The sequence below is a fragment of the Hymenobacter miniatus genome, from assembly GCF_016427455.1.
GTDB lineage: Bacteria > Bacteroidota > Bacteroidia > Cytophagales > Hymenobacteraceae > Hymenobacter > Hymenobacter armeniacus.
In genome coordinates this window covers 75,502-90,308 of the sequence record NZ_JAELXR010000016.1, presented here as the reverse complement: position 1 = coordinate 90,308, position 14,807 = coordinate 75,502, and the positions used below count along the sequence as shown (strand labels likewise).

Genomic DNA, 14,807 nt, shown 5'->3' with positions numbered 1-14,807 from the left:
TTGTAATTGGGGTCGGGAGGCGAAATGAATCACTGTCCGATAACGTAGACCGGCACCGCCTGCGCATCGACGCCCCGGCCCGTTTCCTTTTTCACCTCTTTGCCATCCAGCAAAATGGCGCAGGTGATTTCAGATGCCGTTGTGCCTCCGTCAATGCTGGCCAGGATGGTCAGGTTGTCGCCCCGTTTCATGGTGCGCTTAAACCGGTAGCTGGCCGGGAGGGGCGTGTTGTTGAGCGTCGTGTTGCCGCCGCTTTCGTTGGTGTAGCTCAGGTAGTCCGATACCGGGGCATTTGAGGTGACCTTGTACTCTACCTGGTATTCTTTCGGCCCAGTGGGAGTAGCGTCATCTTTTGAGCAGCCGGAGGCCGCGGTCAGGGCTGCGCAGCTCAGCAGCAGATAGGCAAGTCGTTTCATAAGTCAGAAAGGAAAGGTTAGCGGAAGTGATAGCGCAGGCCGACGCTGGCCATACCCGGCCAGCGGTCGATGAGCGGGTTATTGAAGAGGTAGCCTTTGGTGCCGGTGGCGACCAGGGAGAGGCGGTTGCCCAGGAAGACATCGGCTTCGAGACCGGCTTGCGGGCCGTAGGTGAAGCGCTGGGACTCACCCGAGCCGGTAGGCAGCTCCCCGCTGCCGTTCTGGTAGGTCCACTCGTAGCCGGCGCCCCCGCCCAGCAGCAGGTGGATGTAGGCCACCTCCCCGAGGCGGAACAGTTGGGGGGAGAGCAGCACACGGCCCTGGTAAACCGAGTACTCCCCGCGTGCCGGCAGGGTGCCGTGTTCGTAGCCCCCGCTCAGGCGCAGGCCCAGACGGTCGCTGAGCATGGGCGTGTAGCTCAGCTCGTAGTAGTCGCCCGTTTCCGAGCGGCCGACGTGGGTGCCCCAGGCGGCAAGGTGTTTAACGTGGCGTTGCGCGGAGGCCGGCAAGATGCCGACCCCGGCGGTCAAGAGCACCATCAAAAGAAGCTTTTTCATAGGGCTAGCGCGGCCGGTTACGGTCCATTTTAATGAGCGCATTCCGGCTCAGGGTCGAGGCGTACACGGCTTCGGCCGCCTGGTGGGCCGGACCCGCCTGCGAGGCTTCCATGAACAGGCGGTCCCCCTGCTCGCGCAGCTGCATGGCCTTAATCATGTTGTCGTTAGAGGAATTGAGGGCGGCCATCCGCTCCCCCTCCGTCATGGCGTAGCGGCCCGGGTTTTTCAAGGTGGCCTGCATCTCCACGCTTTGCGCGGTCATCTCGTCGGCAATCTTGTAGTAGTTCACGGCCATGGCCAGCTTGCGCTTGGCCATCATCTCCTCGGCCGCAAACAGGGAAACCGTCGACTCCTCCCGCTTGGCCTGGTACTGGTCGCTGGTCAGGTTGCCGTTGGGGTCGGTGGAGCTGGACCCAAAGCGTGAGAACACATCGTACATGGTGTTCACGTCCTGCGCGGGGTTGGTCAGCTGCAGGGCCTGTCGCAGGCGCTGGGCTTTGGCGTAAACCGGCATCATCTGGTTGGTCTGGCTCCGGCCCGACATGGCCAGGGCCCGCGCAAACAGCTCCTGCGGGTTGGAAAGCCGCAAATCCTGGATGCTCTGCACCTTGCGCAAGTCTGCCTGCACCTGCTTCTGCAAGTCCAGGGCTTCCTGCGTCAGGCTGCGGACCTCACTGGTGATGTCCTTGGTGACGCCGGCAATCTGGCGGGCATCCTTCACGACCTGGTAGTTCTGCACGGTGGAAGACCACTGCTGCAGACGCTTAGCAAACTCGCCAATCTGCACGCCCATGTGCAGCGGGTCATTGACCACCATCTGGGCCCGGGCTAAACCGGCCGGAGCGAATACCAACGCGGCGGCCACCAGGGCCGGAAAAAGAGTCTTTTTCATGGTTGTAGAGTTGATGAATGGAAAGGGTTAGCGTCCCGACGCCGTGGCCGGTCCCAGCTGGCCAGCGGCGGCCGTGGTAATGAGGATGGGGTAGCCGTCGGGCAGCAGCACCTCCCGCAGCTTAGTGCGGGTTTTCGGGCGGCTGAGCACGTTCATGGCCACGCGCCCGCCCACGCCCACCACCGAGTTGGCGGCCGAGGCCGAGCGGTCGATGGCGGTGCTTACTTCCTGCATGGATTGCTGCTGCAGGTCCTGGCCGGCCAGGCTGGCATCCTTGGCAACCCGCTTGACCGGGTCAATCATGATGCCGGGCAGGTAGTTGTAGTCGTAGATGCTGGCCGCCACCCGGGTGGGCCCGAGGCGATTGACTTCCAGCATGACGTTGTTGGTGCCCACGCTGGCAATGCCGGCAAAAACGGAATTCTTGGGGAAGGTTACGCCCGACACCACCGCATCTTCCTGCAGGCGCAGCAGGACCACCGAGCCGGTGCGCACCTTCTGCTCCCCATTTATCACGCACTTGAAAAACACGTCCGGCGTGAGCTCCGCTTGGGTGCCCTGGGCCATCATCCGGGCGGAGTTACCCACCTTGACGGTATTAAAGCCATCCCGGCCGGCAGCGTTGGCGCGATTGGCCAGGGTTTGAGCGGCTGCTTTGGGGTCACGGAAACGCTTGCCCGTCATGCGCTCGTAGGCGGCACGGGTTTCGGGCGGCGAGGAGCCCAGCATGGCCAGCACGTCCGGGTCCGTTTCAAACGGGGTGCCGTCGGTATCGGTCGCGGGCAGCAGCCCGGCCCGCAAGCCCCGACCAACCCGGTAGCTCGCCTGGCGGGCCGAAGCGCCTACTATCTGGCCGGGGCGACGCCGAGGGACCACCAGCGTTTGCGCGTGATAAGAACCCGTGGTGGGGTCCTGCAGAGTCGTTTCAATCGTGTCCACGTCGGCCGCGGCCAAGCGGGCTTCCTCCTGCCGGCGGCGGGCGGCCAGGGTGGCCGCCGCGGCCCGCCGTTTGCGGCGCAGGGCCTGGCCCAGGGTATCGGCCACAAACGCTTCCACTACTTCATCGGTGTTGGGGCGAACCGGCGTGCTCTGGGCTTCCAGTTCCAGCCGCCGCTGCTGCTCGATTTGCGCCGAGGGCGAAACGGGCGCGGCCGGCTCGGTGGGCGCGGCCTTAATTTCCGGTTCGATGTTCTCCGAAGCTGCCGCCACAACTTCCTTTTGTTGCTGGGCGGCCTGCGTGGCCGAGCGCAGCCAGAGGAACAGGCCCCCGGCGACCAGCAAGACCAGCAGGCCGGTCAGGGGTATCCAGTTGTTGCGCAGCAGCTCCAGCGGAGTTGCTTTCGCCTTGTCCGCAGCGGGCCGGTCCGCTCCCAGGCGTTCGTGGTCGTCGTGCTCGGCTGAGCCCGTGGAATGAGAGTGAGTATGTGGGTTTGCAGGTTCCATAAGTGGGGCTGGGTTAGATGGTGGAGGCCCGATTGATGACCCGCGACGGCACTGGCAGCACCAGCACCCGGGCCCCGTTCAACTCGCGCAGGGTCACTTCCAGATAACCCCGGTCAGTCGCCGCGTAAAGCGGAATGGCGTAGGTCAGGTAGCCAGTGGTGCGGCCCGACACGACCTGATTGGTCCCGCCGCCGGAAGGGGCCAGTGGGCGGCGCGCTTCGTTCTTTTTCTTGGCCAGAAACTTCTTCTGAGCGTTTTCCACCAGCTGGAAGTCGGTGAAATCGACGTTGTAGTCGATGGCCGAGTGGTTGATGACTTTGAAGCGCAGGTAGGTAAAGTCCCGGTCGTTGCGCACGTTGGCCAGCGAGAGCACCAGATCGTTGTCGACCACGGCCACCGACTGATGCTCCTCCCGGGACTTGCGCAGCGCGGAGAGCTTGCCTTCCACCGCGGCTTTCTTTTCCCGCTCCTTGTCCAGTGCCAGCCCATTTTCAGGTGCCGAGCCCGTCACGGAGCCAGCACTATTGCTCAGACCCAGGGCCCCGTCTTTTTGGAAGTCGTAGAGCTGCAGTACGGGCCGGTTCACGTACACGAGCCGCCCCATCCAGTACTTGCTGCCGAAGCGGATGAGCATGGGGGTGGGCGGCGCGGACTTGCGGCGGGCGCGCACAAACACGGCGTTGGCTTCAATCTTGACCAGGTAGTTATTGGCCATGCCCACGTCGACCAGCGACACGGGGCCGCTGAACACGAGGTAGGTGGTGGAGCTGTCCGACACGGCCACGTCCAGCAGCGTGGGGGCGGCGTGCACCGCAGAGGAAGACGGCCGCAGCATGGCCGATGGGAGAGAAGTGGTTTGGGCTGAGCTGGCCGAAGCCAGCAGCACCGGCAGGCCCAGGGCCAGCAGAAGTTTAGAAAACATGGAAATACGCTTTAGGAAGGGAGAGACTTATTTGCCGGGCAATACCGGGGAGGCCTGATCAGGGGCCACGGGGGAGACCGGAGCGATGCCGGCGTCGGGAGCCGCGGCGCCCGCGCTGCGCTGGGCTTCAAGCAGGGCGCGCTGCCGGTCGGCTTCCTGCTCTTTCAGGGCTTGCAGCTCTTCGTGCGACACCTGTGGGTTGTAGGGGATGTAGTCGAAGTTGGTGATGAGCAGCCCGTAAGGGTTGGCGTCCGAGCGGTTGGTTTCGGCCAGGTTGAACTTGGCGGCCAGCGGCAGGGGCTCCTTTTGCTCGCCCCCGATAAAGATGCGCTGCTTGATGTACACCCGGCCCGACCAGGGCCGGTGGTTCATGTCGATGCTCACACTGTCCACCGTCACCACGTTGCGGGCGGCGTAGCGCTCGTAGTTCTGCAGCACCTGCCCGCGGGTGAAGCCGTCGTAGATGCGCCGGCCCCCGCGGCCTTCGATGAGGGGCAGGGCGGCGTCCAGGTTGGTTTTGTAAGTGTACTGGTCGTGCCCGAACATGGTCAGCATGAAGTTGCGCACCAGGTTGCGGGCTTCGTAGGCGGTGTGCGTTTCGGTGGTGGGTGCCGAGAGAGCGGCCACCGAGCCGGTCTGGCCGACCACGTACACGCGGCGGCCGCTGTTCTCGTAGGCGCGGTACACCAGAAAGCCGGCGGCCAGGGCCACGAGCAGCAGGGCCAGCACGCTGCCCATGGCGAGGTTGCGCATGGTGGAGAAAGAGGTACTTAGGTCTTTGGCAGAATCCATTGAGAATGCGGGTTAAGTCATCAATAGGGGATGTAGGAGGCCGGGATTTTCTTCCCCACGGCCCCTTATTTGGCCAGGGGCAGGGAGATTTGCAGGCCCCGGTAGGGATAGGTTAGTAAGCCGGCGTCCTTACCGCCATCGGGGCTGGCGTAGGCATAGAGCACCCCCTGAACCGTGACGGGCTGCGCGGGCCGCATCGGCACCACTTGACCGCCCCGGTCGATGTCGCTGATGAAAAAGCCGCGCAGCGAATCCCGGGCAGAGGGCAGTTGCAGCTTGCCGATGCCGGGCTTGCTTTTGCCAAAGCCCATCGGCTTCCAGCGCAGCACGGCCGCAAAGGGGATGCGGTAGCCCGGTCCTACTTTGGGGTAGCCCCGCTGAGCGCTGCGCAAGCCGGCGGGCAGGGCGAGGATGGCCGCGACCGGGGTCTGGCTGGTGACTGAAACCAACTCCAGATAGCCTTCTTCCGGCAGCATCTGGGCTACTCCGGGCTCTACGTTCACTGCCGACGCGGGCAGGGCCGGGGGTAGCGTAGTAGCTGCTTTCCAAGCGTCCGCTTTGGCCTGCTCAGCGGGGCTGCTAGCGTTGGTTTTGAGCGCGTCGACAAGTTGCGCGGCCGCCTTTTCCTCGTGGGATTGGCAGGCGCTGGCCAGGCCCAGGGCGAGCAGGGCCAGGTAACGGGTTGAATGGTTCATCGGAAAAAAGAAGGATTGGTTAGACCGTCCACAGCCCGGAGGGGCGTTGCCGGTAGGAAGGATTCAGCGCGTCCGACATGGTGATGGTGGGCAGGCCCGCCGAGGCTGAGCTGCCGCCACTCGGTGCCGGTGTTCCGCCGCCGGAGCTGCCACCCCCATCACTACCCCCGCCGCCCGCGCTGCCGCCGGCTGCTTTGCTTCCGCCGCCCATGGCGCGGCCGATGGCGCCGGATACGCCGTGGCCGCCGCCGTTCATGCCCGCCGAAACGCCGGCGCCCGCCGCGGCCGCCGAAGCCGCCATGCCCACCACCGAGCCCACGAAGCTTTGGGCGGCCGAGGAGCCAATGATGAGGCTGGTCAGGTAGGGCACCATGAGGTAGAGCATGATGAAGGCGACCGACACCACCAGCTGCTTGGTGTCCTGCTCGACGGCGGCCGGCCCCGCGAATACCCCGCCGAACGTGGTATTGGAGGACGTGTAGTAGGTGTAGAGCAGGTCCAGCAGGGCAAACGACAGCCCCCAGAACTGCACGGCCAGGAAGTTTTGCAGCCACTTCATCGCCAGCTGGCCGAAGGAAGGGATGACCGAGAGGCAAATGGAAATGGGGCCGCAGACGAACAGGAATCCGAGAATGAACTGCTGGATAAACTGCATGATTTGCCGGATCAGCAGCACCACTTCGCCGGTCACCAGCTGCAGCAGAATGTTGGTTAAGCTGAACGAGGTGATGGTTTTGAGCAGGTTGCTGATTTCGTCCACCCCTTGCTCGACCACCGTTTTCTGCGAGAGGGTGTCGGCGCTGCTGATGGTGGCGCCCAGCGCCGAGGCAGCCGTCGAGCCGTCCGGGGTGGCAAAGAGCCGGGTGAAATTGGCGACCCCCGAGCTGAGCGTGTCAATCAGCTCCTTATAGAAAAAGAGCAGGAAGAATATCCACACCGCCTTGAGGATGGGACCCCAGTCCATGGAGAGACCGTGGCCCGAGAGGAAGCCCCGCCCGACCGTGTAGAGCAGGGCAATGAGCATGAAGGTGGGCGTGATGAAGCGGCAGGCGCGCAGCACGATTTGCAGGGTCTGGTCGCAGGCGCTCAGAAAAGTTGGGTCGGCCCCGTAGGCGACCATTAGGTAGCAGCCGCTCATTTGGCCAGCACGCCCGTGCGGGCCTGTTTATCTTCCACAAACTGGTCCACGGCGTAGTCCAGGCGCTGCACCTTGACGGGCTCGTACTGCGGGTTGCCCTCGGCGTCCAGCTGCAGCCGGCCGCTCTTGTCGAGCACCGGCTTGCGGTTGGTCTGCTGGTAGAACTTGACCAGCTTGTTGAGGTAGTTGCGCTCGACGGGCTTGGAGGTGAGAATGGCATCGAGCTGCGGCGAGGCTTCCACCCCGAATATCTTGCCCTTGGCGCCCTGCTTGATGAAGATTTCACGCAGCGCGTCCGTGGAGCGCACCGACTTAATTAAATCCATCTCGTGGCCCGTCAGGCCGAGCGGGGGCTGGAGCTGGGCCAGGGAGTCGGGGTTGACGTGGCGCAGGATAATCTTGGTGGCCGAGTTGTTGATGATGGCCGGGCCGATTTTGCTGCTGGTAATCTCGGTGATGCCCTGGGTGATGATGGTGACCGAGCCGTTGGTTTTGCGGATGGTGCGGTACATCGACTCGATGAATTCCGAGAGCACGCCCGAGAGCATGGTCCAGGCTTCGTCCAGGGCGATGTACTTGACGTCGTCGGGAAACTTGCGGAACAAATCCAGGCTCAGCTCGGTGATGAGCATGGCCACCACGGGGTACAGGTCGGGGTCGGCCTGCACCTTGGCCAGGTCAAAGCAGATGAGCCGGTACTCCGACAAATCCACGTCGCGCCGGGCGTTGAGCACCCGCTCGTAGCGGCCGCCGGTGATATACTGGCCCAGCACCAGGAAGAACTGGTGCATGTCGATATACTTCAGATTCTTCTGGTACTGCCGACGCGCCCCATCCAGTGGGTCAGCTTCCACCCCGTCGCCGGGCACAGCCACGGGCTTCTGCATCTCGTGGTCGAACTGCTCGACAAAGCGGTAGAAGCTTTCCATTCCCGGAGACTCCTCGTCCTTCTGGTTCAGTCGGTCGCTCTCGTTCAGGCAAGCATAGTACTCTATCAAAAAACGGCTCAGAATGGTCCGTTCCGACTTATCTAGGCCGGTATCCTTGCCGCCCTTCCAGAGCGCGGCCAGCAAAGCCAGGTGGAAGTTGGTTTTTTCGTCGTTGTAGAGCCACTTGCCCGAAGCGTCGCGGGGTACGATGAAGGGGTTGAACTCTATCGGTCGCTGCGGGTCGTACTCGAAGTAGGTGTTGTCGAAGTCCTCGCCGTTGAGCGACTGCAGCACGTTGCGGTAGGTGCCGCCGACGTCCATGATGATTTGCCGCGCCCCTTTCTCGAAGCGCTGCACAATCAGGTTGCCGAAGGTGTAGCTCTTACCCGAGCCGGAGGGGCCGATGACAATGGCGTTCTGGTTGTCCAGGGCCGTGTTAAAGAGATTTACCTGCACCAGATTCCGAAACCGGTCCGTGAGGTACTCCCCCACCGGGTCCGTCTTATAAGTCGCCGTCCAGTGCGTGTAGCACGCGCCCCGGTCGGAAGAGCAGGTCAGCCAGCGGTCCGGCACCTGCCAGGCATTACCCGGCAGCAGGCCAAAAAACACGGGCAGGGCCAGGTAGCTTTCCACCACGCTTTCCGTGCCGAACATGTAGCGGAAGGCCGCCGTGGCCTTTTCGACGTTTTCGCGCCGGCTGTTGTCATTGGTATCCCACAGTAGTAGGGAGAGGTGCAGCCCCACAATCTGCTTGTTTTCGGCCCGTACCTCGGCCGTGAACTCCTCGACTTCGGCGGCCCGCAGCGCATTGTCCTGCGTGGAGAGAAACGAGAGCGAGGCGTTCAGCTTGCGGTCGGTATCGAGCCTGCTGAGCTCAGCGCGGGTGTCCTGCACGAGCAGGGCTTGCGTCAGCACGTGCGGGCACTGCAGCACGTGGGTGAGCGGGTAGAGCATGGGCGCCGTGACCCCGTAGCTGTTCTTGACCGCCGCGTGGGCCTCGCTGCCCTGGCCCACCATCGAAAGGATGTTGACCTTGTGCTCCCCGACGCTGAGCGTGCCCAGGCCGTTGCCGATTTCGCGCTCCTGCCGGGTGGGCTGGCCGTCGAAATTGAGGTTGAAGTACTGCAGGTAGAGTTTGTGCATCTCGCGGCTGCTCATGCGCTCAAACGCCACGCCGCCTAGGTTTTTGATGCCTTGGGTGAACTCCACGGCGCTGGCTTCGGCCACCTCCAGGGTGTGCACGAGCTGCGCGAAGGGATTCTTGATAATGGCTTCCCCCGCCCGGGCCACCAGGGCATTCACAGCATTGGTCCGGGTGGTTTTCACATTGACCGGGGCGAAGGAAAGGAACAGGTAAGACTTCTGGAACAGCACCAGCCGCTCGAAGAAATGCTTGTTCATTTTGCCCTCAAAGTAGGTCTGTTGCGTCTTGTCTTCGCGGTAAGGCCGGTCGTAGTAGACGTCGGTTTTCTGCACGATGGTGCCCACGGGGAGCGGGCGCATCACGCCCACGAGCGCCGTCTGGAAGGCGTCGTAGTCTTCGACCGTCCAGCTTTCCATTTCGGCCGGCTCAATCACGAAGCCCACGGCGACGCGGCCATCCTTGAAGACCACCTTGTCTTCTTCAAAGGAATGCACCGGCATCACCGCGTTAAACGCGGTTGTTTTGGGTGTTTTTGCCATGGGCGGGAAGGGGTAATAGCCCCACCGCCAGGCGGCGGGGCTGAATGAAGGTGTAGGAGAGCCACCCCATCAGGAAGCCGGGGGCCTGCGTCCGGGTGAGGTAGCGCAAGCCCAGGATGAGTCCGATTTCCGACAGAATGACCAGCAGGTAGACCATGCGCGGAATCTTGACCGCCATGCCCAGAAAGCCGAGCAGCAGCACCGAGCCGATGAACAGGCCCACCAGCAGGCCCAGGTCCTGTAGGTTCATGCCCAGCACCTGGGCAGGCCGCTCGATGGATTTATAGGAGCGCATGGCAGCGGCTTAGTTGGTTAAGCCCCCGCCTTCGCTGCCGCCCACGGCACTCACCAGGTCATCCTTGAAGAGCTGGAAGCCGAACCAGAGCAGCACCCCGCCCACGAGCCAGCCCAGGGAGCCCAGCGCGTCGGGAGAGCCCTGGATGAACTTCATCACCACCCGAATCAGGCCGATGATGAGGATGATGGCAAAAATGACCTGCACGATGCCAATCACCTTTTCCTTGACCTGGGTGAGGGCCGCTTCGGCGCTTTGAGCCCGGGCCGCGCCGGTCGAGAGGGTCAGCACCGTCAGCAGCGCGTAGCCGCGCTGCTCCAGCTTGGAGGGTTGGTAGGTCTGGCCGGCCGCCAGCAGATTCAGGCCGTGGGCGGCGGCAGTAGTCACGCCGCGGCGCAGGGAGGTGAACAGGGGTGTTTGCATGGAAAAAGTAGGAGGGTGAAAAGGTGAATAGGGTGAGCGTAAAGGCCCGCGCCTCAGGCAGTGGCGGGTGCGGCGCGCTGGTTTTCCAGCGCCTCGTTCATCACCAGGCGCATTTTGGCCCGTCGCTCGGCGGCGGTCAGCTCCACGCCGCGGTTGTGCGCGTCGGTCGCCGTGGGCGCCGGGGCCGTGATGTAGTTGTGCTTGGCGCCTTCGGGCAGCTGGCCTGCTTCTGCCGTAGCCGCGGGAGTCTGGTCTTCGGCCTGATTATCATCTGCGATTGACGCGGCCGCTTCCGTCGGGGCGTCCGTCGCGGCTGCTTCTGCCTCTGCCACGTCGACCACCGTGGCTGTTGCGGGAGGCACTTGCGGCGGCGCATCCTGGAAGTCGGCCAGCCGATAGTGCCGGGTGCGCAGCGAGGCGTGGTTGCCGTCGAGAGCGGGCGGGGCCAGGGCGCTGCCGACACCAGCCGGCATAGCGTAGCGCCACCAAAGCCCGCCCAGGGCCACTAGGAGCAGAAAGAGCACCAACCACAGCATGGGTTTCAAGCAACAGGTCGAAGTTTTTTATGAGCAATTGCGGCAACTATACGGAGCACTTCCGTATAAGTTCTGCTTTAGTAGAAGTTTTGAAGCAGCTACGCCGAAGCTTTGCGGGTGTTCTTGCCCCGGAGCCGACGTGGTTAAATGCCCGCAGCACTTGCGGTAGTGCAGACGGCCGGCTGGTTTGCTACCTTGCGCGCCCTACAATTGCTGCTGCATGAACACTTCTATTCCCACTCCCCCGGCTACCACCCCAGTAGAGCCGGTCAATGCGGGCTTTCCTGACCCCGCGCTCATCGTTTCCTATGCCACTGTTCTGCGCTACATCCGCCACCGCCTCAATACGCTACTGCACGGGCAGCTCAAGCCCTGGGCCCAGCAGCACAAGTTCAACTACGCCCGGCTGATAGAAATCAAAAAGCTGGAGGAGGAAACCCAGGCCGTGCTCTTGCAGCGCCTGATGACCCACTTCCAGTTCCCCACTGAGCTGCTGCGCATCATCGTGCACCAGTCGCGCCGCCACTTTTTCCTCTTCACCTCGCCTGATAGCCTGACCCGCTTCAAAGCCGAGCTCAACCTCTTCGACAACCCACCCTTCGACGCCCCGGCGTCTGCTACTACGCCCACTTCATCCCCTAACTAGCGGAAAGGCCCTGGAGCCTGACCGCTCCACGTTGCTCTTTTCCCTATGCCTGCTTCCGTTGCTTCCCGCCGCCCGGCTAAACCTGCGACTACCCCGGCCGCCCTGGGCCCCCAGTTGCCCAATCCGGCCCTGGCCATTGATTATGACGAGGCCCGGCGCTACGTGCAGCTGCGACTGCGCAGCCTGCCCCACGGGGGCCTGCGGGCTACCTGCACCGCCTTTGGCTTTCCCTACACGACCAGCGTGGGCCTGAAAACCGGCAGCCTGCAGCGCGAAGAATACCGCCTGGTGCAGAAGCACCTGCGCGTGTTCGGCTTCGAAACCGAGCTGGTGCGCCTGTACGTGAGCGGCCAGCTCTGCGAGCACTACCTCTTTGCCGACGCCGCCCTGCTCGCGACCCTGCGCGAGCAGCTGGCCGCCCACGAGCAGCGGGTCAGCTAGCCGCCCCTCCCCTGTTGCCTTCTGGCTCTAAATCCCGCCTCGGATTCCGGCGGCGCGGCTAGTTTGTACCCCTTCCTTTCTCTTTTTATGCCCGCAACTCCTCCCCCGCGCGACAACGACCCCCAGGAGCTCGACCGCTTCAAGCAATCCATTGACTTGGTAGACTACGCTACACGGCGCCACGGCTACGACGTGAAAAAGGCCGGGCCCCGCGGCCACTGGCACCAGCTGGAAAAGGACGGCGAGATGCTCATCGTCTCCCGCAATGGCGACCACCAGGTGTACCTGAACCCCGGCGACGACCGGGATTCGGGCTCCATCATCGACTTCGTGAAAACCCGCGAAAACCAAACGCTGGGCCAGGTGCGGCAGACGTTGCGCCAGTACTTGGGCGAGCCCGAGCAAGGCTGGCAGGCGGCCACCTCTCCCCCACCGCCCGCCCCGGCGGCGTACGCGCCCAAGCCCACCGGGCCGACCGAGATGGAATCGGAGGCCGAGCGCCGGGCCCGCCTCGTCGCGGCGGTGATGGGCACCCACGCTTCGCTGACCGACCGCAGCTACCTGCACCAACGGCATTTGTCGGATGAGACCATCGACAGCCCCGCCTTTCAGGGGCGGGTGTTCACCAGCCAGCAGGGCAACTTCCGCAACACGGCTTTTCCCCTCTACAACGAACACGGCATTGCCACGGTGGAACAGCGCAACAACGAGTACAAGCACCTGCTGCAGCTGCCCAAAACCGGGGTCTGGGTGTCGCATCCTACCGAGGGCAAGGACACGCCGGTGCAACGCCTAGTGGTGTCGGAGAGCCCCGTGGATGCCATGAGCTACCACCAGCTGCACCACCGCGGCGCCCAAGGGCAGCCCAACACGCTGTACGTGGCCACCAGCGGCACCGTCACCGAACGGCAGGTGGAGTTGATTCAAAAGCTCATCGACAAGCAGGAGCCCAAGGAAGTAGTACTGGCCAACGACAACGACGCGGCTGGCCGGCGCTTCAACATCAATTACCTCAACGAACTGCAGGTGCCGCGGCGGGCCCGCGAAGTAGCCGACGGGCAGGTGGCCTACGACGAGGCCCCGCGCCAGGTGGAGTGGCACGCCACGGCCGCTGGCAAGTACCACACCGCCCTGCGCGTAGAGCATCACCACGCCAGTCGCGCCGAGGGCACCGAGCAGTTGAGCCAGCTCACCGCTCAGGTGCAGCAGCTGCGGCCGGCGGCGGACGAAGCCGTGGCCCTGGAAGTGCAGCGGGCCACCCGGCAGGAAACCGTCGTGCGCCTGGTCGTGCCCAACGCTGACAGCCACGCCCTAGAAGACCTAGCCCGCACCCTGCACGCCCAGCGCGAAACGCAGCGCGAGCAGTTGGAGCGCCAGCCTCAGGAGCCCGGCCGGCAGCCCGAGAACTTCATTCGCACCGAGTACGCCATTAGCAAGGACTTCAACCGCGACCTGGAGTTGTCAAGCCAGGGCCTCAGCCGGGAGCAGATTGCCCAGCAGGCCCGCGCCGACGAGCTGGCCAAGGAGCAGCAGCGCCAGGAAAAGGCTCGTCAAGAGCAGGAGCAGCGCCTGCAGGCCCAGCAGCGGGAAGCGGAGCGTGAGCAAGCCGTCCAGTCTCCCGAAGCCCAGCGCCGAGAGGCCGAGCAGCAGCGCCAGGCCGCTGGGTTCGCGGTCGCAGCGGCCACCGGCGACCCGACTCTGCAGTGGGCGGTGCAGCTGACAGTGACCGAACCCACCCCAGCGGACGAGGCCACGCCCAGCCAGGCCCAGCAGATGCGCGAGTTGCTGCGCAAGGCCGGGGCGCAAGTGGAGTTGCGCGCGGAAACGGACCCCGCCAGTGGCCAGCTGCGCAGTGAGCTCGACGTCCGCTACCATCCCCATGGTACCCCCGGCGGCCTGCGTCAACTCAGCCAGACACTCGATGCGCTGGATAAGTCGCCGCTCGTAGCGCTCCAGGAACCCGTACAAGAGCAGGCCGAGCGCCGCCAACTGGCCGCCGCGCTCCCGGAGCAGCAATCGGTGACGAAAACGGCCATCATTCGCATCGACGAACCCGAGCCGCGGCCGGGGGCTACCAGTCAGGCCGAAGCCGTAGCAGAGCAGCTGCGCGCTGCCGGCCTAAACACCGGCTCGCTGCGCAGCGCTACCGACACGGCCACTCACCAGCGCCACAGCGAAATCGAGGTCAGCTACCGGCTCGACCAGCCGAACCTGGCGCGGGTAAGTGCCGCGCTCGATGACGTGGCCCGCCAGCCTGGCGCCCAACTGCACGAGCACGCGGCTGACCGAGCCGAGCGGCAGCACCTGGCACCGAGCGGCGTTACGGCCAGCAACCTGACCGAGCGCAACGCCGGTCCCGAGCGGTAAAAGCCGGCTGATTCCAAGGCCAGGCGACCGAACATGTGCGCTGATTCTTTAGTTTTGCAGGAATAGCAAGCTGCCCACCATGCTGGCAAAATCAGGTTCCACTTCTTCTCATGCTCCGTTTGGCCTGCTCTTAGCAGACCAGACCCTGGCACCCGCTGCTCTGCGGCCGCTGCCTATTTCCGAGCGCCCGGCCCTGTTTGTGGGTCCGCATCGAGGCTAATCCAACTTCCTGGTAAACGCCCCACCGCAACTCTGCGGCTGCCCGCGGCTTGCTTATAGCCGGCGGATGGGGCTGTTTTTTTCGGCCCCCGCTAGTGCGGGCGAGCCGGAACCCTCTTTGTATTCCCTTCCACGCTAGTACCCTCCGTTATGATATCTACCGGTCACCGGCCATTTTCCAACTTCTGCCCGGCCATGAAAGGTCTGATTTTACAGCTTATCCGGGACGAATACCAACCCCTGCTGCAACTACCACCAACTCTGTCTGCCGAGGCCTGGTCCGAGGCCGTTACCAAGGCCAACCCCATCCTGTTTTACCTCAACGACGGCGCCCCGCTGATTCAAATTGGGGAAGCTTCCCGTCAAGGCCTGCTCAAGTTTCTCAAACAGCAATTTGGCTCCGCGCAGTAGGT

General features: G+C 63.8%; 16 protein-coding genes. 4 read left to right on the top strand and 12 right to left on the bottom strand.

The window, feature by feature from the left end; all coding sequences use genetic code 11:
• Positions 1 to 29 precede the first annotated feature (29 nt).
• From JAO73_RS20000 to JAO73_RS19945, 12 genes are all read right to left on the bottom strand, one after another.
• Positions 30 to 416, bottom strand: a complete 387-nt coding sequence (locus tag JAO73_RS20000; RefSeq protein ID WP_198979038.1) for a hypothetical protein — start codon at positions 414 to 416, stop codon at positions 30 to 32.
• A gap of 17 nt (positions 417 to 433) precedes the next feature.
• The gene (locus JAO73_RS19995; RefSeq protein ID WP_198979037.1) at positions 434 to 955 is read right to left on the bottom strand and encodes a hypothetical protein; all 522 of its coding nucleotides are present in this window, start codon (positions 953 to 955) and stop codon (positions 434 to 436) included.
• Positions 956 to 977: 22 nt separating this feature from the next.
• Positions 978 to 1,865 (bottom strand): hypothetical protein, encoded by an 888-nt coding sequence (locus JAO73_RS19990; protein ID WP_198979036.1) that lies wholly within the window; start codon positions 1,863 to 1,865, stop codon positions 978 to 980.
• A gap of 27 nt (positions 1,866 to 1,892) precedes the next feature.
• Positions 1,893 to 3,308, bottom strand: coding sequence for a conjugative transposon protein TraM (gene traM / locus JAO73_RS19985; RefSeq protein ID WP_198979035.1), 1,416 nt, complete (start codon positions 3,306 to 3,308; stop codon positions 1,893 to 1,895).
• Between the two features lie 13 nt (positions 3,309 to 3,321).
• Positions 3,322 to 4,230, bottom strand: a complete 909-nt coding sequence (locus JAO73_RS19980; RefSeq protein WP_198979034.1) for a DUF4138 domain-containing protein — start codon at positions 4,228 to 4,230, stop codon at positions 3,322 to 3,324.
• Between the two features lie 27 nt (positions 4,231 to 4,257).
• Entirely contained in the window at positions 4,258 to 5,022 is a 765-nt protein-coding gene (locus JAO73_RS19975) for a conjugal transfer protein TraK (RefSeq protein ID WP_198979033.1), read from the bottom strand.
• Between the two features lie 65 nt (positions 5,023 to 5,087).
• Positions 5,088 to 5,717 carry a hypothetical protein gene (locus JAO73_RS19970; protein WP_198979032.1) on the bottom strand — a complete coding sequence of 210 codons (630 nt, stop codon included), beginning with the start codon at positions 5,715 to 5,717 and terminating at the stop codon, positions 5,088 to 5,090.
• A 19-nt stretch (positions 5,718 to 5,736) separates the two neighbouring features.
• Positions 5,737 to 6,837, bottom strand: coding sequence for a conjugal transfer protein TraG N-terminal domain-containing protein (locus JAO73_RS19965; protein ID WP_198979031.1), 1,101 nt, complete (start codon positions 6,835 to 6,837; stop codon positions 5,737 to 5,739).
• A gap of 14 nt (positions 6,838 to 6,851) precedes the next feature.
• Positions 6,852 to 9,467 carry a VirB4 family type IV secretion system protein gene (locus JAO73_RS19960; RefSeq protein WP_198979030.1) on the bottom strand — a complete coding sequence of 872 codons (2,616 nt, stop codon included), beginning with the start codon at positions 9,465 to 9,467 and terminating at the stop codon, positions 6,852 to 6,854.
• Complete coding sequence (locus JAO73_RS19955; protein WP_198979029.1) at positions 9,436 to 9,762, bottom strand: hypothetical protein; 327 nt, start codon at positions 9,760 to 9,762, stop codon at positions 9,436 to 9,438. The genes JAO73_RS19960 and JAO73_RS19955 overlap by 32 nt, the downstream gene beginning before the upstream one ends.
• Before the next feature lie 9 nt (positions 9,763 to 9,771).
• Entirely contained in the window at positions 9,772 to 10,185 is a 414-nt protein-coding gene (locus JAO73_RS19950; RefSeq protein WP_198979028.1) for a hypothetical protein, read from the bottom strand.
• A 53-nt stretch (positions 10,186 to 10,238) separates the two neighbouring features.
• Positions 10,239 to 10,721 (bottom strand): hypothetical protein, encoded by a 483-nt coding sequence (locus JAO73_RS19945; protein ID WP_198979027.1) that lies wholly within the window; start codon positions 10,719 to 10,721, stop codon positions 10,239 to 10,241.
• 220 nt (positions 10,722 to 10,941) lie between these two features.
• On the opposite strand from JAO73_RS19945, the gene JAO73_RS19940 reads away from it, so the two are divergent.
• The 4 genes from JAO73_RS19940 (at position 10,942) to JAO73_RS19925 (ending at position 14,805) form a co-directional block, all read left to right on the top strand.
• Positions 10,942 to 11,367: a hypothetical protein gene (locus JAO73_RS19940; RefSeq protein ID WP_198979026.1), complete on the top strand. Its 426-nt coding sequence runs from the start codon at positions 10,942 to 10,944 to the stop codon at positions 11,365 to 11,367.
• Between the two features lie 45 nt (positions 11,368 to 11,412).
• Positions 11,413 to 11,808 (top strand): hypothetical protein, encoded by a 396-nt coding sequence (locus JAO73_RS19935; protein WP_198979025.1) that lies wholly within the window; start codon positions 11,413 to 11,415, stop codon positions 11,806 to 11,808.
• Positions 11,809 to 11,895: 87 nt separating this feature from the next.
• A complete protein-coding gene (locus tag JAO73_RS19930; protein ID WP_198979024.1) occupies positions 11,896 to 14,175 on the top strand; it encodes a toprim domain-containing protein in 2,280 nt (759 codons plus the stop codon).
• A 414-nt stretch (positions 14,176 to 14,589) separates the two neighbouring features.
• A complete protein-coding gene (locus tag JAO73_RS19925) occupies positions 14,590 to 14,805 on the top strand; it encodes a hypothetical protein (protein ID WP_198979023.1) in 216 nt (71 codons plus the stop codon).
• Positions 14,806 to 14,807: the final 2 nt, after the last annotated feature.